This is a genomic window from Anaerospora sp. (assembly GCF_032013335.1).
In the GTDB taxonomy this organism is placed as follows: domain Bacteria; phylum Bacillota; class Negativicutes; order Sporomusales; family DSM-15969; genus Anaerospora.
In genome coordinates this window covers 96,290-115,708 of sequence record NZ_DALZUO010000008.1, presented here as the reverse complement: position 1 = coordinate 115,708, position 19,419 = coordinate 96,290, and the positions used below count along the sequence as shown (strand labels likewise).

At 38.1% G+C, this 19,419-nt stretch carries 20 protein-coding genes; 13 read left to right on the top strand and 7 right to left on the bottom strand.

The features are described 5' to 3' along the window. Window positions 1-77: 77 nt before the first annotated feature. Window positions 78-353, bottom strand: coding sequence for a CD3324 family protein (locus tag RTR76_RS09035; RefSeq protein WP_312519474.1), 276 nt, complete (start codon window positions 351-353; stop codon window positions 78-80). Window positions 354-746: 393 nt separating this feature from the next. Here RTR76_RS09035 and RTR76_RS09030 point away from each other — a divergent pair, with 393 nt between their 5' ends. The 5 genes from RTR76_RS09030 to RTR76_RS09010 all read left to right on the top strand — a co-directional run bounded on the left by RTR76_RS09030 (window position 747) and on the right by RTR76_RS09010 (window position 4,843). Next, entirely contained in the window at window positions 747-1,325 is a 579-nt protein-coding gene (locus RTR76_RS09030) for a DJ-1/PfpI family protein (RefSeq protein ID WP_312519471.1), read from the top strand. Then, a complete protein-coding gene (locus tag RTR76_RS09025) occupies window positions 1,325-2,416 on the top strand; it encodes a threonine-phosphate decarboxylase (protein WP_312519468.1) in 1,092 nt (363 codons plus the stop codon). The genes RTR76_RS09030 and RTR76_RS09025 overlap by 1 nt, the downstream gene beginning before the upstream one ends. A gap of 166 nt (window positions 2,417-2,582) precedes the next feature. Next, the gene (locus RTR76_RS09020; protein WP_312519465.1) at window positions 2,583-2,855 is read left to right on the top strand and encodes a thioredoxin family protein; all 273 of its coding nucleotides are present in this window, start codon (window positions 2,583-2,585) and stop codon (window positions 2,853-2,855) included. Between the two features lie 169 nt (window positions 2,856-3,024). Beyond that, a complete protein-coding gene (locus RTR76_RS09015) occupies window positions 3,025-3,549 on the top strand; it encodes a flavodoxin domain-containing protein (RefSeq protein ID WP_312519462.1) in 525 nt (174 codons plus the stop codon). A 109-nt stretch (window positions 3,550-3,658) separates the two neighbouring features. Next, the gene (locus RTR76_RS09010; protein ID WP_312519458.1) at window positions 3,659-4,843 is read left to right on the top strand and encodes an alcohol dehydrogenase catalytic domain-containing protein; all 1,185 of its coding nucleotides are present in this window, start codon (window positions 3,659-3,661) and stop codon (window positions 4,841-4,843) included. A gap of 123 nt (window positions 4,844-4,966) precedes the next feature. On the opposite strand, the gene RTR76_RS09005 is transcribed toward RTR76_RS09010, so the two are convergent. From RTR76_RS09005 to RTR76_RS08995, 3 genes are all read right to left on the bottom strand, one after another. Further along, on the bottom strand, window positions 4,967-7,504 hold the full coding sequence (locus RTR76_RS09005) for a PEP/pyruvate-binding domain-containing protein (RefSeq protein WP_312519454.1): 2,538 nt from the start codon (window positions 7,502-7,504) through the stop codon (window positions 4,967-4,969). Window positions 7,505-7,520: 16 nt separating this feature from the next. Continuing rightward, entirely contained in the window at window positions 7,521-8,918 is a 1,398-nt protein-coding gene (locus RTR76_RS09000; RefSeq protein ID WP_312519451.1) for a DHA2 family efflux MFS transporter permease subunit, read from the bottom strand. A gap of 133 nt (window positions 8,919-9,051) precedes the next feature. Continuing rightward, on the bottom strand, window positions 9,052-9,486 hold the full coding sequence (locus RTR76_RS08995) for a MarR family transcriptional regulator (protein WP_312519450.1): 435 nt from the start codon (window positions 9,484-9,486) through the stop codon (window positions 9,052-9,054). Window positions 9,487-9,693: 207 nt separating this feature from the next. Between RTR76_RS08995 and RTR76_RS08990 the strand changes: the two genes are divergently transcribed. The 4 genes from RTR76_RS08990 to RTR76_RS08975 all read left to right on the top strand — a co-directional run bounded on the left by RTR76_RS08990 (window position 9,694) and on the right by RTR76_RS08975 (window position 12,237). Beyond that, window positions 9,694-10,134, top strand: coding sequence for a MarR family transcriptional regulator (locus RTR76_RS08990; RefSeq protein WP_312519449.1), 441 nt, complete (start codon window positions 9,694-9,696; stop codon window positions 10,132-10,134). Between the two features lie 133 nt (window positions 10,135-10,267). After that, entirely contained in the window at window positions 10,268-10,894 is a 627-nt protein-coding gene (locus RTR76_RS08985) for an HXXEE domain-containing protein (RefSeq protein WP_312519448.1), read from the top strand. A 276-nt stretch (window positions 10,895-11,170) separates the two neighbouring features. Continuing rightward, window positions 11,171-11,566 carry a pyridoxamine 5'-phosphate oxidase family protein gene (locus RTR76_RS08980; protein WP_312519447.1) on the top strand — a complete coding sequence of 132 codons (396 nt, stop codon included), beginning with the start codon at window positions 11,171-11,173 and terminating at the stop codon, window positions 11,564-11,566. 83 nt (window positions 11,567-11,649) lie between these two features. Then, the gene (locus RTR76_RS08975) at window positions 11,650-12,237 is read left to right on the top strand and encodes a DJ-1/PfpI family protein (protein WP_312519444.1); all 588 of its coding nucleotides are present in this window, start codon (window positions 11,650-11,652) and stop codon (window positions 12,235-12,237) included. Window positions 12,238-12,420: 183 nt separating this feature from the next. Here RTR76_RS08975 and RTR76_RS08970 read toward each other — a convergent pair whose 3' ends face one another. Beyond that, the gene (locus tag RTR76_RS08970; RefSeq protein WP_312519442.1) at window positions 12,421-12,840 is read right to left on the bottom strand and encodes a hypothetical protein; all 420 of its coding nucleotides are present in this window, start codon (window positions 12,838-12,840) and stop codon (window positions 12,421-12,423) included. 641 nt (window positions 12,841-13,481) lie between these two features. Here RTR76_RS08970 and RTR76_RS08965 point away from each other — a divergent pair. Continuing rightward, the gene (locus tag RTR76_RS08965) at window positions 13,482-14,612 is read left to right on the top strand and encodes an iron-containing alcohol dehydrogenase family protein (protein ID WP_312519440.1); all 1,131 of its coding nucleotides are present in this window, start codon (window positions 13,482-13,484) and stop codon (window positions 14,610-14,612) included. Between the two features lie 387 nt (window positions 14,613-14,999). Beyond that, entirely contained in the window at window positions 15,000-15,794 is a 795-nt protein-coding gene (locus RTR76_RS08960) for a penicillin-binding transpeptidase domain-containing protein (protein WP_312519437.1), read from the top strand. Between the two features lie 570 nt (window positions 15,795-16,364). Here RTR76_RS08960 and RTR76_RS08955 read toward each other — a convergent pair. Together RTR76_RS08955 and RTR76_RS08950 are read right to left on the bottom strand one after the other, a co-directional pair. Continuing rightward, window positions 16,365-16,943: a cyclase family protein gene (locus RTR76_RS08955; RefSeq protein ID WP_312519434.1), complete on the bottom strand. Its 579-nt coding sequence runs from the start codon at window positions 16,941-16,943 to the stop codon at window positions 16,365-16,367. A 63-nt stretch (window positions 16,944-17,006) separates the two neighbouring features. After that, the gene (locus RTR76_RS08950) at window positions 17,007-17,468 is read right to left on the bottom strand and encodes a MarR family transcriptional regulator (RefSeq protein ID WP_312519431.1); all 462 of its coding nucleotides are present in this window, start codon (window positions 17,466-17,468) and stop codon (window positions 17,007-17,009) included. 550 nt (window positions 17,469-18,018) lie between these two features. Between RTR76_RS08950 and RTR76_RS08945 the strand changes: the two genes are divergently transcribed. Both RTR76_RS08945 and RTR76_RS08940 read left to right on the top strand, forming a co-directional pair. Then, entirely contained in the window at window positions 18,019-18,633 is a 615-nt protein-coding gene (locus tag RTR76_RS08945) for a tetratricopeptide repeat protein (protein ID WP_312519428.1), read from the top strand. Between the two features lie 80 nt (window positions 18,634-18,713). Further along, window positions 18,714-19,328, top strand: coding sequence for a tetratricopeptide repeat protein (locus tag RTR76_RS08940; RefSeq protein ID WP_312519425.1), 615 nt, complete (start codon window positions 18,714-18,716; stop codon window positions 19,326-19,328). Window positions 19,329-19,419: the final 91 nt, after the last annotated feature.

Here is a 19,419-nt window from a genome sequence, read left to right as displayed (position 1 = left end):
ACATAATTACAATGCACCCTACAAGATGATTCAGAAACAAAAAAGCGACACGGCAAAATCGCCATGTCGCTCCCACTTTAGCATTGGCTTTTCATATCAGCCAATATTTTGTAGATTGTTTTGGGTGATAAGTAGTTACAGCATGCAATATCCTCAACAGAAAGACCTTCTTGATACTGGGATAAGATGATCTCATTGCGTTCCTGAATATATTGCCTGCTGTTTTTAACTTCTCCCCAGCGTTTTTTACTCTCTGCCTTTCGTGGGATATAAATATATTCACCGTCAATATACCGTTGCATTGCTTTTAACAAACCGGCGGGAAATACACTAACTGCATTCTTGTAGCTCATTATGTTCCTCCTAAAATTGTAGTTTTAGGATGGAGCAAAGGCTATCTCACAGCATGTTTGTTATGCGATAGCCTTTGCTCCGCATAACACCGACTCCCAATCATATAGTATGATAAGCCATCGTCCTTTCTTAAAAAAATTATCATTTACAAATCTTCGAGCGTTCTATATATCCGCTCTTCCAGTGCTTTATAAGTATATCTTAGTGGAAACTATTGTAAAATGCAATGAAAGTCAGACATAAAACCGCTTAGGCGGTCAGCGCAGGGAGGTTATACGAAAAATCGTTTTGGTTTGGGGGAGTTCCTGCTATTCAGTTTGCAGGAATTTTTCTTTTAGATAGAATTATAAGATTAGAGGATTGACATGCATTTTGTTTACGGAGGAGATATCATGAGAACATTATTATTCGCACTAAAAGGATTCGAAACTATGGAGTTTAGTGCTTTTGTTGATGTTTTGGGATGGGCGAGGAACGGATATGAATATGACGTGCCGGTTGTTACATGCGGATTTCAAAAAGAAGTGACTAGTACCTTTAACATTCCTATTTTGGTTGATAAGACAATTGATGAGATAAACGTGAACGATTATGATGCACTAGCAATTCCGGGAGGGTTTGAGGAATTCGGATTTTATGAAGAAGCCTATGATGAACGATTTTTAAATCTAATCCAAGAATTTGACAAGCAGAAAAAAATAATTGCAACAATCTGTGTAGCTGCACTGCCTGTAGGGAAGAGCGGGGTGCTAAGGGGACGAAAAGCCACTACATACCATTTGCGGGATGGATTTCGTCAAAAGCAGTTGAAAGAGTTTAATGTTGATGTAGTAAATGAGCCTATTGTAGTAGATCAAAACATCATTACCTCATATTGTCCGGAGACTGCTGCTGGCGTAGCTTTTAAGCTTTTAGAAGAGTTGACCTCCAGTGAAAAAATGATAATTGTAAAACATGCAATGGGATTCTAATGGGCAATGGCAGTAGCCTATTAAAAAAGTTATTCAACGGAAATGGAGACAAGAATGAAGTTATGAATACTGAAGATATAATAGATCTGAGTGTAAACACAAATCCATTAGGAATGCCGAAGTCAGCTAAACTAGCTATTACAAGAGAAATGGAGTTGTATGCACAGTATCCTGACCCCCAATGCACCGCTTTATCTGAGAGAATCGCACAACATTATTCGGGTATATCTGCCAAACAAGTTTTATGCGTCAGTGGGGTGGATGATGCGATCTACCGGATTATAGCTGCACAACAACCAAGAAAAGCACTTATACTGGCTCCTACCTATGAAGACTATGAAGGCGCATTACGTAATGCGGGATGCGCTGTGACATATCATTTTTTGCAAAAGGAAGAAAAATATCAAACTACAGAAACTATTTTAGATTCATTAACTCATGATATAGATATGTTTTTCTTATGCAATCCGAATAATCCAACCGGACAAGTCATTGAGAGGAAATTACTCAATCAGATAGTAGATAAGTGCCAAGAGAATGGAACTATTTTGGTTGTAGACGAGAGTTTCATTGGGTTCTTGGATAAGCCAGAAGAATATACGGCCAAAGGGCTGATTCATGCATATACTAATCTTATCATTTTAGATGGATTTACTAAACTATATGCTATGCCGGGGCTGCGGTTAGGGTTTTGCATATCTAATAATGAAGAATTGTTAGGCAAAATATTTGCAGCAGGACAGCCTTGGAATGTATCTACTCCAGCACAAGTAGCTGGGATTGCGGCATTAAAAGATAAAAAATATTTAAAAGAAACTCAGGAGGTAATTCTGACAGAAAAGAAGTGGTTGCTCAACGAATTAAGCAAATTGAAAATTGAAGTATGGGGTAGTTGCGCTAATTATTTATTTTTCCCAGCGCCTTTTCCTAATACGCGAAAGCTTTTACGAGAAGATAATATACTTTTGCGAAATTGTGAAAACTTCGTTGGGTTAAACGGAGAATTTTGCCGCATTGCAATTAGAGCCCATCACGAAAATGAGGAATTTATTGCTGCCATTCGCAGGCATGTTATTTCAGGAGAGCATTAATAGTCAAGCGGGGTATTGCCAATCCGTAATAAAGCAGACTCGCAACGAAGAATCCTACTCAGAAAGCCTGGACTGGATCGAGAGGAATAGGTTCCGGGGGTAGAGGGTATGGCAGGAGTTATTTTACACTTAGAAGGCAATAATAGAACTAAAGAAAGGTGGTAGAATGATGAAAAGCGTTACTGTACTGATAACAGATTGGTGTCCACATTGTAAAAGAGCAATTGATTGGATTGATGAAGTAAAGCAAGAAAACCCGAAATATAAAGATATCAAAGTGGAAATCATTGATGAAGAGAAGAATACTGAAATTGCAAAGCAATACGATTATTATTATGTTCCAACTTATTTTGTAGAAAAGCGTAAAATTTTTGAAGGTGGCACTACTAAAGATATTGTACGTAAAGTATTTGAAGAAGCCATTAAAACGGATATCTAAATAGAAACTCCTGCTGAATTCTGTATGAATATGGCAGGAGTTTGAGCTTTTATATCAAAGCAACTTTCTACGATCCACATAAATATTACGGCAGACTAAGTAGAATAGAGAAGTTTAGCATTGTTACGCCTAATGTCATCGAGAGAAAAATGATAAGGGAAATGACAATATGAGAACTTTAGTGATATATAAATCAAACACTGGTTTTGTTAAAAAATATGCCGAATGGATTTCTCAAGAATTATCTGCTGATATGATTGAGGTTTCAAGGGTTAATCCATCCGTACTGCCATTCTATGATACCGTAATTTACGGTGGCAGTTTACATGCTGTTGGTATTATTGGACTTGATTTCATAAAGAAAAATCTAGGTAAGCATAAAGACAAAAAGGTGATTGTATTTGCAACCGGGGCAACGCCTTACCGGGAGGAAACTATAAAGGAAGTGCGGGATAAAAACTTTACTCCCGAAGAACAGGGATATATCAAATTTTTTTACCTGCGGGGCGGTTTTGATTTCAATAAACTAAAGCTATTGGACAAGCTTCTCATGACTATTCTGTGGGTAAAAATAAAAAAGCAAAATGAATTGACCCATGATGAAAAGGGCATGTTGGAAACTTATGGTAAGCCTGCCGACTTCACAAAAAAAGAATATATAAAACCGTTGGTGGATTGCGTGAATTCGTGCTAATTGTGCATCATTATTGCTTGCCGATTTATTTAACCGAACACTTATATTTGTAATTATATAAGCGAAATATATAGTAACAAATATTTACTAATCGGTGCAGGAGGAAGAAATGAAAGCAGTTGTTTATCATAAGCCCTATCAGCTTTCCTTAGAAAAAGTAAAGGATGCTGAAATCCAGGATGACCGGGAAATGCTTATACGTGTAACCTCGACTGCCATATGTGGCTCGGATCTACATATTTATCATGGGTTACAACCTATGCTTCATGATGGACTTATTCCAGGCCATGAGTTTATGGGGATTGTTGAAGAGGTGGGAAAAGACGTCAAACGCTGGAAACGAGGAGATAGAGTTTTAGTTCCATTTCCTATTTCCTGCGGTGAATGCATTATGTGTCAATCGAAGCTGTGGAGCCACTGCGAGCGCTCAAATGAGAATGGTGAAATTGCAGCTGTATTTGGACATGGGGATTTCTATGGCGGTTTTCAAGGTGGACAAGCTGAGTATGTACGTGTTCCGTATGCTGATGTTAGTCCATTAGCAGTCCCAGATGAATTAACTGATGAGCAGGCATTATTTGTAACCGATATACTGCCTACCGCCTACTGGATTGTTGATGTATCCGGAGTAAAACCAGGTGATTCAGTAGCTGTCTTCGGTTGTGGCCCGGTGGGTATTCTTGCGCAGCGGTGTGCTATTTTTAAAGGTGCCCGTCGTGTTTATGCAGTAGATCAGGTTCCTTATCGCTTGGAATATGCCAAAAAGTTAAATCCGGGAGTAGAAACGATTAATTTCCGCGATCATGATGACCCTGGTGAAGTAATTCGAGAATTAACGGGTGGACGTGGAGTTGATGTTGCAATTGATGCTGTTGGTTTTGAGTCGGAGCCAACAGACTCTATTGTATCGGCAATGGTTGGAATGAAGCGTATGGGGATCCCACCTTTGCCGGGGACTCGGCCGGAAGATCAGCCGGCAGTCGCTTCTGTTTCCGCTATTAACTGGGAAGTTAAAGCGTTGCGGCATGGAGGAAGTTTAGGCTTAGCTGGTGTGTATGGAGCGAAGGCAGATGGGTTCCCAATAGGTGATATATTTGCAAAAGGACTCAAGATTCAGTGTGGCCAGGCATTAGTGCAAAATTATACGGATGAATTGATGCAACTAATCCAGCAAGGGAAACTGCGTGCAGATGATATTATTACACATCGTCTGAGCTTAGATGAGGCAATGATTGGGTATGAAAAATTTGGTCGCCGTATTGATAACTGTCTAAAAGTAGTAATGCACCCGTAAAAGCATAAAGGTAAACAAAAGAGCACCTCCATACCTTTCGAAGTATGGAGGTGCTCTTTGTGGGAGCATTCCTAATCGCAAATTGCCTTTGATCTGACTTCACAAAGCACAAAAATGGAATTGCTAGACAGTTATGATTCCTTTTGTGCCATCTACACGTACCGTTTGTCCATCTTTTAATATAGTTGTGATACCCGGTATATCTACTATGCAGGGTAGGCCATATTCCCGCGAGACAATTGCAGCATGGGAACCTGCACTTCCGATTTCAGTGATTACTGCGGATGCTAACCTAAAAAGTGGAGTCCAAACTGGAGCCGTATAGGGTGACACAAGAATATCTCCCTTTTTTAATTTATGGAATTCTGATGGTCCTCTTACTATGCAGACTGGACCTTCATACACTCCGCGGCTTGCAGAAATCCCCTTAATTTCATTTGGATTCACAATATTTTTAGCTTGCTTTGCTTTTTTATTAAAGACAGGAAACGATCCGGTAGCTATCATCCAGTGAATACCCTTTTCATGGGCAGCATAGACCTTTTTATAAGCACTTTCCCTTTTGGCAATCTTTCCTTTAAGATCTAATTGTCCCGCTGCGACAGGCCCTAATTCTTCCAAGAAAAGAAAGAATATATCATTCGCTTCGGATAGAATACCTTTTTCTTCAAGCATAGTTCCAAGTTTTAAACTTAATCTACGCACACAAGAGGTGAGCTTTTCTATATAAAACAAACCTTCTTCTCGAATGATCACTCCTTCTCTGGCTAAATCAAGTATTGTAAGGAAGTTGTCATATTGTTTTTTATTTAGCACTTTCTTGATTTCATTCTTTGCCTCTTCAAGGGCAATTTCTTGCTTTTTAAAGCTTGCCTCGGAATGGAACAGCTCGTTGTCACTCACTAATGAATCAATGAGGTTATAAATGACTTCCGGCTTTTCTCGCCATGTATAGGCTGATAGGGTAGGAGCCATACTTGACGAAGGCCTATCGCCGTATTCTGCTAAAAATGCATCAAACTCATTTTTAAATTCAGAGCTGTCTTTTCCATACAAAGCTGCTGCATGGGCAACTTTGACCAGTGATTTATTCTGCAGAGCCGTTCTGAAAGGCAATGCTTTAAGGAGATTTTCTTTCACCTCTTCTTTCCGTTTTTTACCTACCGCTTTTTTGATTAAATAATCAAACTTTAAGTCGATAACGATATTCGGTACGAAGTCAGATATCCTTTTTTGAAAAAGAACTCCCATTTCCGCTACTGCCTGTTCCATCAACTTTGCTAGTTTGACTGCATCCGTTGTATTCTCTCCCTCTTCATCCATTCTCTTAATCCACAAATCTATTTCGCTAGATAAGGATTGCCAAAAAAGCCGGATGTCCATGGTATATTCTTTAATGAGTAATTTTGGTATTTTCCATAGCATAGCAGGGGAGAATTCCGCTTGTTTAAGATCAATAGCAACACAGCCACTCTCTCTTTCGATAGGTCTCATCGGACTCTTAGGCAGACTAAAGCCGACCTCGTTGTGCAAATAACTATCAAAGCCTTGATAACAGGAACAAATGTAAGCGAAATCCAACGGTGTCGGAGGTTCCGAACAATGTTCCATAGCGCTTTGCAAGCCCCAAGGAGCTTTTTTACCCTGGAAAATGATTTGATCATCAGGGCCTAAAATATCCGTATCTTCAGGGGCGGATAACTCAGTGGTGATTGGTCTGGCTTGCAGCATATAGATTTTGCCTTGTGAAAGAGCCCACTCTGTGTCCATCGGGCATCCGTAATGCTGCTCGACCGCTTTAGCAAGGTCGGTCAATTGCTGAAACTCACGGTTGCCAAGGCAGAATTCTTTCCGCTTTTTCAATGGAACTTCTTCTAGCACCGTGCCATTTTTGCTTAGCAAAATTCTTATTTCTTTGGAACCTAAAATTTGTTCTTTGACGCTTCCAGATTTAGATAAGATGAAGGTATCTGGCGTTATTTGTCCGCTTACAATCGATTCTCCCAAGCCGTATCCAGCGCTAATCAGCATTTCATCCCGTCTGCCATTGACCGGATTTGCCGTGAACATGACTCCAGCAGCCTCAGCATCGATCATTAATTGGACAACAGCAGCCAAGTCTACCTTGAGATGTTCAAATCCCATGCTAATGCGATAGGATATGGCCTGCGACGACCAGAGACTGGCCCAACACTTTTTTATATGCCTAATGATCTCATCGATTCCGTAAATACCGAGGTAGGTTTCATGCTGTCCCGCAAAAGATGCAGAGGGTAAATCTTCAGCTGTAGCGCTCGAACGGACTGCAACCATTAAATCGGATTGGTTGCGCAGTTCTTTAGAAAAATTAGCGTATGCCCTTTTTACGTCTTCTTGCACCTCGTTAGGCATAGGAGACTTTTCAATCCAGGTAGAAATGCATTGACTAGCCTCAGTTATAGCAGCAATATCATTCTCAGCGATGTTTTCCAGTTTAGCTTTTATCAGCTCTTTCAGATTTGCAGCTTCCAGGTGCTTTCGATAAGCTGCTACTGTGATTACGAATCCAGGTGGAACAGGAAGCCCTGCTTGGATTAAAACCCCTAGGTTTGCACCCTTGCCGCCTGCAATTGATAAAGATTCTTTATTTAGTCCCTTTAAATCATTTGTATATCTTGTCATATACCTCACTCCTTTTTTATGCTTTTTGAGCTTTTATTATTTTTTGATCTTTCATAAACGCGACCGCGATAATGGATAAGAGTATTGTAATTAGGGTTAGCATCATCGCGTAATTCAAGGCTGCATTATAAGCCTGCTGCTGCAAAATACCACTTGCTTGCTCCAGCAAGCGGTGATTTTGGATTTGTGTTGTTAAAATGGTTATACATAGTGCCTGATTGATCTGTTTTATGGTATTTTGCAGTGCTGAGGCTCTGCTTACGAGATGACTGGGAACAGCGTATATCCCGGCAGTTCCAACCGGCTGCATACAAAATCCCATCCCAAGTCCCCTGAATGTGGATAGCAATAAAATGGTTTGAACAGAAGTGTTCATATCTAGAATACTTAGTTGATAAGTGGTAACTGCGACAATGAAAAGACCCGGTACTGTCAGTTTTCTGAGTCCAACCTTGACTAGTAATCTGCCGCTTATAGCTGATGTAACGCCAGCGGCTATTGCGGAAGGAAAAAGTAATAACCCTGTGTCTAGTGCACTAAATCCTCTTACTTCCTGCAAGTATAAAGGAAGGATAAGCACGCCTCCCATAAAGGCAAGTCCGTGTAAAGTCTGAACGATCTGGCTCACTGTATAGTTGTAGATTTTAAAAACGCGTAAATCAAGCAAGGGCTCTTTGACGGTTAGTTCATTTACAATGAAAACCACTGTACTGATGATTCCAACAGCAAGCAGTATCAAGTTTGTTGTATTATCCCAGTCTATCGAGGCGCCTTCGCTAAGAACATAGAGTAAGCTCACAATACCGATCACTGAAGAAATAAATCCGACGATGTCAAAACGCTTGAATGGCTTGGTCGGAGGATTTTCTAATGAATAGCTTGCTATTGCTATGCCTAAGATGCCAAGAGGAACGTTTACAAGAAACATCATTCCCCAATCCATGTTTGCAATAATATATCCACCGATAGTTGGCCCCAGAGCCGGACCAAACATTCCTACAATTCCCCAGTATCCCATTGCTGCCCCCCGTTCTTCATGGGGGAAGACAGTAAAGATAATAGTGACTGCAACCGGCATAATCATACCGCCACCAATTGCCTGAATGATTCTAAACATGACCAACGAATTATTACTCCATGATAATCCGCACAACATCGACCCCAATGTAAACATGGATAAAGCGAAAATGAATACTCTTTTCGTTCCAAAAGTGTCGATCAAAAATCCCGTCAAGGGAATTACTGCTGCTAGTGCTAGGGAATACGCACTTAATACCCACTTTACATTGCTTAGGTCAACATGGAATATATCCATGAGTTTTGGGATTGCTATATTCACAATACTTGTATCCAGCATAGTCATAAAAGTACCTAATATAATGACCGTCAGAGCCAGCCATTTATTATTCTTCATCTTTATCCCCTCCGTATAAATATAAAATTGTTGAATGATAAGAGAATTGCTTAGTCTTCTAAAACATTGACAACTAATAGTTAGAATTCTAACAATAAGACTAAAAAATTAGATGGAAATTGTAAGGTGATTTTTACTCTAGGTTACTGTTAATCTTTGTTAAAAGGCGAAGCAAGGTTTGAATCTCATCATCAGTTAGACATTTGGTAATATCATTTTCAATTTCTTGAAATTTTTTATCGAAGTCTTCAATTAATTCTTTCCCTTTTGGCAAAAGATAAACTTTTTTTTCTCTTTCATTATCCTTAGGAATTCTTCTTTCAATAAACCCTTTTTTTTCAAGGCCTTGAAGCATGCTAGTTATACTGGCGTCTCGTTTCTTAAAAAAATCGGCTAACTCCTTCTGTATAATTCCTTCATTGGAATTAATGTAACCGAGGGTATGCCCTTGTTGAGAATTTAAGCCGAATTCGGCAAGACTCTTGTCAGCTTTATTCTTCATTTTAATGCTTATCACTCTGAGTAGATACGAAAAAGGTTGATTTGCCCAAGAGTTGTTATCTGCCATTTTTCAGTTCCTTTCTAATGTGGATGATAATCCAAAATGAATTGATGAATTTATTCTAACAGTTAGAATTCTAAATGTCAACGCAGCAATTATAAATGGTATAATTTGGTTATCGGAGAATGTACAAGTCGAAATAGATTATTGACTTTTAAACTAATTTAATATAATATTTAGTTGTCAATGACAATTAAATTGAAGGGGAAAACGATGTATATTCTAAATGATGCCATTAGTTTTATTATTAGTAGAACATATTCTAGAATGAAAAATTTATTTCTTAAAAAATTGAGGAAATATGGGATTACTCTTGAGCAATGGGTCTTACTTGCTCAACTTTCGGAAAAAGAGGGAATTTCACCAACTGATTTATCTTTAGTATCACTTAGAGATAAACCATATACAACAAGACTTATTGACAAATTAGCAGAAAATGGTTTTATTTTTAAGGAAGAAAGCAAGGTTGACAAGCGTTCGTCATTAATTTATCTAACAAAACAGGGGGCAGAAATAAAAAAAGAGATTATTCCCGTTGCTGATAAAATTAATGAATGGTTAGTTGAAAACATGGATGAAAAAGAAGTAAAGCGCCTTAAGATTTTATTGCATCAAATGTACGATAATATCCAATCTCATAGTCGTGATAGTTAACATTTATCTTTAATTTTTTTTTTTTTTTTTTGCATATATAGTTGTCATTGACAATTATATATGCAGTTAATATAGAAACTACACGTCTTTGCCGTTCATTATGAGGGTATGTTGATAAGAGAGGAGTGAGGTTATGAATTATTTAAGGCGTTATTGGCAAGATATTGGTGGTGTTGTGGGGGTGGGAGTATGTCTTGTTTTGTTTTATCAACATCAATACATGCGAGAACTCCAAGTGATTTTATGGCTGAGTTTTGTTGCAATTCTTTTTCATCAGTTTGAGGAGTATCGCTGGCCAGGCTACTTCCCCGGTGTTTTTAATATCGTTATATTCAAAAGCGCAAATCCTGATAAGTATCCTTTAAACAGCCATTCAGCGATGGTTATTAATATGTTAATTGCCTATGGTTTTTACTTGCTGCCCATCTTTTTTATAGAGCAAATATGGATGGGGTTAGCACCAATATTTATGGGATTTTTCCAATTGATATGGCATGGTGTATTTGCCAATTTAAAAATAAAAGGTATTTATAATCCTGGTCTGGGTGCTGTTGTTTTAATGCACATGCCAATAGGGGGTTGGTATATTTACTATATTACAGTTCATAATTTAGCAACTACGTATGATTGGATATTGGGAATTGCATATTTTTTTGTAGCTACTTATGTGTTAATTGTAAAAGGGAATATGTGGATGAAAAATGAGAAATCAATTTACAGTTTTAATCAAAAACAGTTAGGTCCTTATCGCTCACGGTAAAGACTAATAAACTGACGTGGATACTTTCTACGTCAGTTATTTTACTATCTGTCCAACAAATAAGGAGCAGGTCAATAATCTCGTCCCTATGATATCTGCATGCAATAAATTATTTGGAATATAGTTCTTATAGATAGAGGACTTTTAATTGGGAAAGAGAAGGGAGGAACAATGACGTTGGATTTTCTAGGATGTACATAACTGTAAGCCACTTAAATCGACTGATTGCATTCTGAGGATTATCTTAAAAAATAAAGATAAAGGAGATTTTAAGTAATGAATGAGATTCTTGCATTTCTCTTAGAGAACAGAATAGTTTATCTTGCTACAGTTGATGGTAATATTCCTAAGGTGCGGCCTTTTGGTTTTGTTATGGAGTTTGAAGGCAAACTCTATTTTAGCACCAGCAATCAGAAGAGTGTATACAAACAGCTCAAAGCAAATCCTAACTTTGAAGTCAGCATAATTTCAAAAACAGGTGACTGGTTACGCTTACAAGGTAAGGCTGTATTTAATACCACTCGGAAAACCAGGCAGGCTGCTTTAGATGCAGTTCCTGCTTTTAGCAAGATGTATAGTATTGACGATGCTATTTTTGAACTCTTTTATATCGAAGATGGAGTAGCAACTTTTAATGACACAAAGGGATCTTCCAGAACTGTTACATTGTAATTCTTTTCCTACTAGGCCTTATTAGGTGGTTCTATTCTGATGCCCGCTTAGGCATGTACAGCCTGGCGATTGGAGAGGTTTTTATGTTGAATGTCGGAATCTTTTTGTTTAATGATATAGAATTGCTGGATTTTGCTGGACCGTATGAAGTTTTTTCAGTTGCTACAGAAATACAGAATAGTGCATTGTTTAACGTTTTTACCATTACTGAAGATGGAGCGGGGATTCGATCAGTAAATGGGCTAAGAGTCACGCCGGATTATGATTTTAAGAATCATCCACATATAGATGTCCTTATTGTACCTGGAGGCAATGGAACCAAGATTGAAATGACCAAAGATGCGGTTTTACAGTGGCTGAAAGAGCAATATAATCATTCTCAAATTACAATGTCAGTTTGTTCCGGCACAAGATTACTTGGGAAACTAGGGCTGCTGGATAATTTAAAAATTACTACTCACCACGAAGTGATCGCTGATATGAAAATGATTGTTCCAACCGTAATGATTGAAGAAAAGGTGAAATTTGTTGATAATGGAAAAATATTAACTTCTGCTGGTATTTCTGCGGGGATTGAATTATCACTTTACGTAGTGGCAAAATTGTTTGGCAAAGAAGTTGCCAATAAGGCAGCGGTTTATATGGAGTATGGAGATTGGGAAAACCTATGACGTAGGATAAAGCATGATGTATGAAAGTGGGAAGTTAAATTTAATAACGGACGGTGGTAGTGTTTTTAAAAATCACTCCACCGTCCTCTTGTTATGCCTACTATTAACTTCTTGCTTAAAACCTAATTTGAGGATAATCTCTTGAACTTCTTAGATTCTGCCAAATCCATAATAAAATTCATTTTAACGATAATAAATATGACCATCTTTGTATACTGCATGATTCTCGTCTGAACTCGGCCAACTATGGTCATGTCTGTGCCAACCATTTCTATAATCATGTCTAGTATCATACCGAGTGTCAAACTTAGCTCCGTTGTTATACCGGATTACATATCTAGCATTATTGTTTCTACTACTGTACCGAGTGTCATATTTACTATTGTTATCAAATCTAGTATCAAAGTGAGATTTGTCATTAACCCTGGTGTCATAATGAGCAGCTACTCGTTGTTGTTGTACATTGACAGGATTTTCTGCAGCAAAAGTGGTAGCAGGAATTGCTGCCCCGGCTCCTGTTAAGAGAGCGGCACCCGCTAAGGCTGCAGTATAATTTTTGTATTTGCGACGAAGCATTTTTCTTCTAGATATTTTTCTTTCCATATATCCCACCTCCTTTTTTTTAGTTTTCCATGAACTCATCTCAATCATCCATGGTAATTTAGCCTTACTATATCAATACTTTTTTAAAACTGTGCCGTTAGTTTTCGTTGCAGGAATGATCTGTAAAATATGGTATTTTAATTAAGACATAAATATTATGTAGGAAAGGTTATGTTAGTTGAATTTTTTCCGGTTCAACTGCGAATTTATGCTAATACACTTTGGTAGGTATAAGTTTTTTATATTGAGCGGCTTAGCGATGCTCCAAGATATGTAGTAGGATGCGGGAAATTACAGAGGTATTTCAATCTTGTGCGAGTGGAATTTGTGCTGCAGTCTCCATACAGACTGCCCTCTAACGCAGGAGAGCTATCGCGTTAATATTACCTAAGAATAGGGACCACGTATTGACAATCCAATAATAATTGGTAAAATTATACTAATGCTACTTTAAAAGTAGCATAGCGGTTTTGAAAAACTGCATTCAAAGTCTACTAAATCTTAATATTTGTCTGCACAGCATCCGTGAAGGAGCATTTTAAAGCTAGACGCTTTAAAAAGGCTAACCATCACGGTTTTATTTTTTATGGCATTAATTTAATTAAATTCAGCTAGTAGCAAAAAAATAGGGGTATGTGTTGATGAATAAAGATAAAAAGGGACTGTATATGACACCAATGATTGAACGCTTGGACTTTCCAATGACAGTCTTTCGCGGTAAAGGTGCCTTGCATTCTCTAGGCGCATTCTGTAAAACATTGGGCACGAATGCGCTGGTTTTTGGCGGCCAGACCGCATTAGCAAAAACTCAGGAGCTTATTTGGGATAGTCTTTCGCAAGCCGGAGTCGGTATTACTGATACTGAATGCTATGGTGGGGAAAGCTCACGCCACAATATTAATGTTCTGGTAAAAAAGGTTCGGCAAGTCCAGGCAGATGTTCTCATTGCCGTTGGTGGAGGAAAAGCACTGGATACAGGTAAGCTTGTTGCTGATATATGTGAGCTACCGTTAATCACCATCCCCACAATTGCTGCCACCTGTGCTGCCATTACACCGGTATCGGTAGTTTATGCGGATGATGGCGAGTTTGTTGAAACAGTTGTTTTTAATAATTGCCCGGCAGGCACGATTATTGATACCGATATTATTCTGCATGCTCCACTACGCTGGCTGGCTGCCGGTATGGGAGATACGCTGGCCAAATGGTATGAATGCCGTGTCAGTATTCAATGCGCCCAGCAAACAAGCCTGATATTCTGCGCTCTGGCGAAAGGCTATGAACTGGTGGAGCGTTTTGGCAGACAAGCACGGCAAGCTGTGGAAAACCGGAAGCACACCGATGCCCTTGATTGGACTGTGGATGCGATTATTCTATATGCAGGACTGGCTTCGAGTTTGGGTGGCGAAAAAATCCGGTCGACGGCTGCCCATGCCGCAGGTCATGGCTTGGCCGTTGGATACGGCAACTTATTTTTGCTGGCCTTGGAAAATTGTTCCGATGAGGAAATAAGTGAAGCGATGCGCATTGCCGAACAGTGCGCCGTTCCTACGAATCTGGATCAGATCCTCAATTTGACGGAAGCAGAATTACAAACAGTTGCCCAATCAATATTGCTGACGTTTGATACGAAAAATATGCTATTTGCGGCAACAGAAGACATGGTACTAAAGGCAATTCAACGTGTTAATTGCTTAGCTCGGCGTAGAGTAACCGAGAGGCTTACTACCGAAAAAGTAGCATTGGCAAGTGGTAAAAAAACTTTTGCATAATTTTTATCAGTTAAGGAGTGGCTATTTTTAGAAACTCTGTATAAGCGACGTGAAAAAGTTGTAAGTTATGAGGATATAAAGAGAGTTGTACGGCCTGAAAGATAATTAATTCATAATAACTTTTTGGTTGTAGGTTTTGAAGAGGTTTAACATGATGAGTTATCGCTTGCGTAAAAATTGGTAAGTATAGCAAAATAATAAAAACAATTAGAGGCATGGGTGTATATTGAATTTTAGTAGAGCTTTTGCCTAGAGTATTGGAGAAAGCTTTTTATTAATCTGTAATGAATCTGTAAGGGAAATGCTATTCTTTTTAGAAACTAGTTTAAGTAATATATATACGTAGGCTATGAGCGATATAGTCAATAGAAAGCGGAGGGATTATAAGTGAAAAAAGTAATGTTAGTGTTACTATGTATTATGCTAATTAATATTACTAGCGTGAATGCATCAAAAATAATGGAACGCGGGGATTTTGAAAAATATGCTTCTGGCTTTACCGGCACATTTATATTGTACGATGAAACAAAGGATCAATATGTTGTGTTTGATAAGTCACGAAGCACAGAACGATTATCACCATGTTCAACATTTAAGATTTACAATTCGCTTATCGGATTAGAAACGGGAGTTTTAGATAGCGAAGACGTATATACTTTATATAAGTGGGATGGTACACAGTATGCCTTTCCTGCGTGGAATCATGATCAAACACTTGCATCGGCAACTAAGGATTCAGTAGTTTGGTATTTCCAGAGGCTTGCTGCCAATATTGGCGCAGAAAAAATGCAGGAAAACCTCGATAAAATAGGATATGGGAATAGAGATATTTCAGGTGGGTTAACCACATTTTGGTTACGTTCATCACTTCAAATTTCAGCTCGTGAGCAGGTTGATTTATTATATAAGTTGTACTCTGGTAAATTACAGGCTTCTCGAGATAACATAGAAGTAGTAAAGCGAAATATTACGTTGTCCGAAATTGATGGGATTCGATTTATGGGAAAAACGGGGTCTGGTTTTGAAGATGGGAAATGGAAACTGGGTTGGTTTGTTGGCTGTATAGAAAAACAAGGAAGACGTTATTATTTTGCCACTAATATTCAAGCACCAGATGGAGCAACGGGCGGTAAGGCTAGAGAAATTTCCAAAGCAATTCTTAAAGACCTTCGAATATTATAACAGCATGATAGTTGTGTACGACAGAGGGGATTATGCCTAGTGCATATTATTCAGACCTTTGACAGGCGATTGCCAAAGGTTCAGAGGTTGTAATGGAAAAATATCAAACTCCTGCTAAATTTTGTATTAATTTAGTAGGAGCTTTTCGTTTCATGGCAAACATTACAGACACCAAGGGTGGTACACGTTGGTATTTAAAGAATGATGGCGATATTTGGAGAGTGTGCAAGAGTGGAATAGGTTGTTGAAGCGGATTGTAGGTAAGATTACATATCATAGGGAAGCTAATAATGTGTATTTGGGGATTCAATATAATTGAAACTTTAAAAGATAGAATGTGTGGTTAACTTTTCAAATTGACATGATTTAAATAAACTCCTGCTATATTTCGCGAATATAGTGGAGGCTGCATTCCTAGACCGAGACGGCACAATTAATATTGACAAGGGCTATTTTTATATGCCGGAAGAATTTGTGTTTGAGCAAGGTTCTATAAATAAAGGACAGGTACCTTGTTTTAGAAAATGTGAAACAAGGTACCTGTCCCTTTATTTTTTCTAGATTCAATACTTAAATTTCAGCAATTACTCTGCAAGGAAGTCCTGAAAACCCACTCATATTTACCGGAAAAGTATATACTGTAAAGGGCTTGTTAAATGCTTTCTCTAACAACAGGTCTAAATTATCCAAATTTTCAATAATGAATATTCCTCTGTCAGCACAGTACTGATCAATATATAGATGAGTAGCTGGTTTTTGTGCTCCAGCCATATCTACGCCTATAAAATTTACCTCTTTGTCTATAAGATAGTCAATTAGTTCATTGGATAACTCGATATATGTTGAAAGATATTCTTTTGATCCATATCGAAGTTGTTTTAAAATTCCTGAATAAAACATTACAAAATCGCCTTTCTCTACATTACTTAAGTCTAGATCATTTACTTTTACTTCTCCAGTTTTAATGTGGCTTATATTAAATACTCGACCTTTTGTTATAATTTTATCTATAGAAAATTCTTTGTCCCTAACGTCAAAATGTGTTCCTACATGCCCTTGTTTTTCAAGATTCATATAGGCTTGCGAAACCGAACCAGCTAGTTCCTCTAATACTTCTTTATCCACTTTAAAACTCAGATCAATTTTCATATAAAACCCTCCACTAAAATATATTAAAATTCTTAAAAAACGCTCTGACCAAACCTAAGTTAACTAATACTTATCATCATCTTGCTTAAAACCCTTAAATCTATTAGTTATCATAGAATTTACATCATTAAGAAATCTCAATATAATTGCCTTCTCATCTTCAGTATATCTGGCTATAATAGATTTTTTATCTTCATGTATTTCGTCATGTATTTTTTTATGGAAATTATAAAGCTTTTGTCCTGATTCTGTTAACCTATAATATTTTTTTTGATTATTCCCAGGTTCCTGATATTTCTCAATAAAACCCTGATTAAATAATTTCTTACACATTTTTGTTATAGCACCAGTTGTCATCTCTAACTCATTAGATATCTTAGTCACATTAGCATTCTCAATATCTCCTATAACAGAAAGACAATGTATTTGTGAAAGGGTAAGTTCTCCCACAATACTAGGAGCTAATAACTCAGTGTTTTCTTGAATTTTTTTTAAAAAAAATATAATATCTTTTGTAATACTCATTATGAACCTCTCTTCTTTCTTCCATGGAAGCAAGTTTAGTGTAAAACATTCTTTCTTCCATGTCAACAAGTTTTTTTGTTCCTGTATGACCAAAAGTTATACTTTTCCACATACCTGGATGGTGTGCCATGGGCCCAGGTTGTTCTGTCCCGATAGAACATAAGAGGGACATTAATAGCATTATGCGTTATGCACAATCATTATCAAATAATGTAAGTGTATTTGCTTGTAGTATGGGAGCATATTTTAGGCTATTAGCATATAGCCATGAGCCTTTGAAACAGTGTTTGTTTCTCTCTCCTGTGGTAAATATGGAACGTATGTATTTCTTGCTAGTATCCAGTATGATTTAGTAAAGGAGGGCTGTCATTATGACTAAAGTAGCAGCCACCACAGTTGATTTAGTGGACAATTATTTGGAACATGTTCAACAAATAGCGAAAAGTATCGGTAAGATATTCATGATGGATATATATTATCGCCTGTCTTGTAATAAAAGGAATATTCGGTATAATTGTCGAACGATTACCTTATTTTAGGAGGTGTTAATGTGGAAAAGTTAGTTAGGGTAACGATATTATTTATTGCACTTTCTTTTATTATAATGCCTGTGACACTAGGTGAGGCGGCTGATTCGAAGGCAAGCCCTCAGGATAAAATCATCGCCGATTGTACAGCAACTATCGCTGCAAACTCTCAAGATTTTATATCTTATTATGCACGTGGGCAAGCTTATGCTCAGAAGCGATTATTCGACGAAGCAATCGTTGATTTCAGCAAAGCTATCGAAATTAATCCTAATTACGCCGCGGCATACAATGCACGAGGCGCGGTCTATCAGGTCCGTAAAAAATATGATGAAGCAATCGACAATTACACACATGCCATAAAAATCGACGCAGCCTTTTCTCTGGCATATACCAACCGAGCCATGACCTATTGCGCTAAGGAAAATTGGGACTTAGTACTCCAAGACAGCAATAAAGCCATCGAACTATCGCCAAAATTACCCCGGTCATATTATGCTAAAGGCTTGGCACATTATATGAAACATCAATACGATGACTCCATTATCGCGTTCCGCTATCTTATCGCCAACTCAACTGATGCGGTGCTTATTGAGCAGGCTAAAGGGTATATACGGGCGATGGGAGTTAACGGTTAAGGACATTCTCATGCCTGGAGGTGCTGCTTGAACAAGTCTTTTAACTGTTTTACCCGTATGTTATTTTTGGAGGTGTTATTTTGAACAAGCGACTGATAACTGTGATTTTAGTGATGATGGCCTGCTTCCTACTTTATTCCGTGTCGCCGGTGTGGGCGGCTGAGACAACAGCCAGTCCTCAGGATAAAATCATCGCTGAATGCACAGCGGCCATTGATGCTAATCCTAATGACTATTTCTCGTACTTGCATCGGGGGCAAGCCTACAGGAAGAAAAATCTATTCGACGAGGCGCTTGCTGATTGCAATAAAGCTATCGAGATAAAGCCAGATTATGCGGCTGCTTATTTTGAGCGAGGTTGGATTAATCAGGTGCGTAAAAATTGGGATTCGGCCATTGACAATTACACCCAGACAATGAAATTTGACTCGGGATACTATTGGGCTTACAATAATCGGGCTGTTTGTTATAACCAGAAGGAACAATACGATCTGGCTATATCTGATGCTGCCAGGGCTATTGAACTTTATCCTAAGCGGGCCAATTCTTATTTCCACCTTGGCTACGCTTATACCCAAAAACATCAATATGAGGATGCTATTTCCACTTATCGAGGTGTAATCGATAACTGTAGCGACTCTCGTGATATCGAAAAGGCCAAAGACCGGATCAGAGCGTTGGGCGGTAGTGTATAGGTGTTTAGATACATCCTTCAAAGAATACGGTCTTTGGGGATTCAGTATAATTGAAATTCAATAAAAACTCCTGCTATGTTTTGTATAAATA

Coding starts and splice junctions, on each gene's coding strand:
- RTR76_RS08965 (WP_312519440.1), top strand. CDS start 13,482: ATGAATAAAGATAAAAAGGGACTGTATATGACACCAATGATTGAACGC.
- RTR76_RS08955 (WP_312519434.1), bottom strand. CDS start 16,943: ATGAAAATTGATCTGAGTTTTAAAGTGGATAAAGAAGTATTAGAGGAA.
- RTR76_RS08990 (WP_312519449.1), top strand. CDS start 9,694: ATGTATATTCTAAATGATGCCATTAGTTTTATTATTAGTAGAACATAT.
- RTR76_RS09000 (WP_312519451.1), bottom strand. CDS start 8,918: ATGAAGAATAATAAATGGCTGGCTCTGACGGTCATTATATTAGGTACT.
- RTR76_RS09030 (WP_312519471.1), top strand. CDS start 747: ATGAGAACATTATTATTCGCACTAAAAGGATTCGAAACTATGGAGTTT.
- RTR76_RS09015 (WP_312519462.1), top strand. CDS start 3,025: ATGAGAACTTTAGTGATATATAAATCAAACACTGGTTTTGTTAAAAAA.
- RTR76_RS08995 (WP_312519450.1), bottom strand. CDS start 9,486: ATGGCAGATAACAACTCTTGGGCAAATCAACCTTTTTCGTATCTACTC.
- RTR76_RS09020 (WP_312519465.1), top strand. CDS start 2,583: ATGATGAAAAGCGTTACTGTACTGATAACAGATTGGTGTCCACATTGT.
- RTR76_RS08980 (WP_312519447.1), top strand. CDS start 11,171: ATGAATGAGATTCTTGCATTTCTCTTAGAGAACAGAATAGTTTATCTT.
- RTR76_RS09025 (WP_312519468.1), top strand. CDS start 1,325: ATGGGCAATGGCAGTAGCCTATTAAAAAAGTTATTCAACGGAAATGGA.
- RTR76_RS08950 (WP_312519431.1), bottom strand. CDS start 17,468: ATGAGTATTACAAAAGATATTATATTTTTTTTAAAAAAAATTCAAGAA.
- RTR76_RS08975 (WP_312519444.1), top strand. CDS start 11,650: ATGTTGAATGTCGGAATCTTTTTGTTTAATGATATAGAATTGCTGGAT.
- RTR76_RS09035 (WP_312519474.1), bottom strand. CDS start 353: ATGAGCTACAAGAATGCAGTTAGTGTATTTCCCGCCGGTTTGTTAAAA.
- RTR76_RS08970 (WP_312519442.1), bottom strand. CDS start 12,840: ATGGAAAGAAAAATATCTAGAAGAAAAATGCTTCGTCGCAAATACAAA.
- RTR76_RS09005 (WP_312519454.1), bottom strand. CDS start 7,504: ATGACAAGATATACAAATGATTTAAAGGGACTAAATAAAGAATCTTTA.
- RTR76_RS08985 (WP_312519448.1), top strand. CDS start 10,268: ATGAATTATTTAAGGCGTTATTGGCAAGATATTGGTGGTGTTGTGGGG.
- RTR76_RS09010 (WP_312519458.1), top strand. CDS start 3,659: ATGAAAGCAGTTGTTTATCATAAGCCCTATCAGCTTTCCTTAGAAAAA.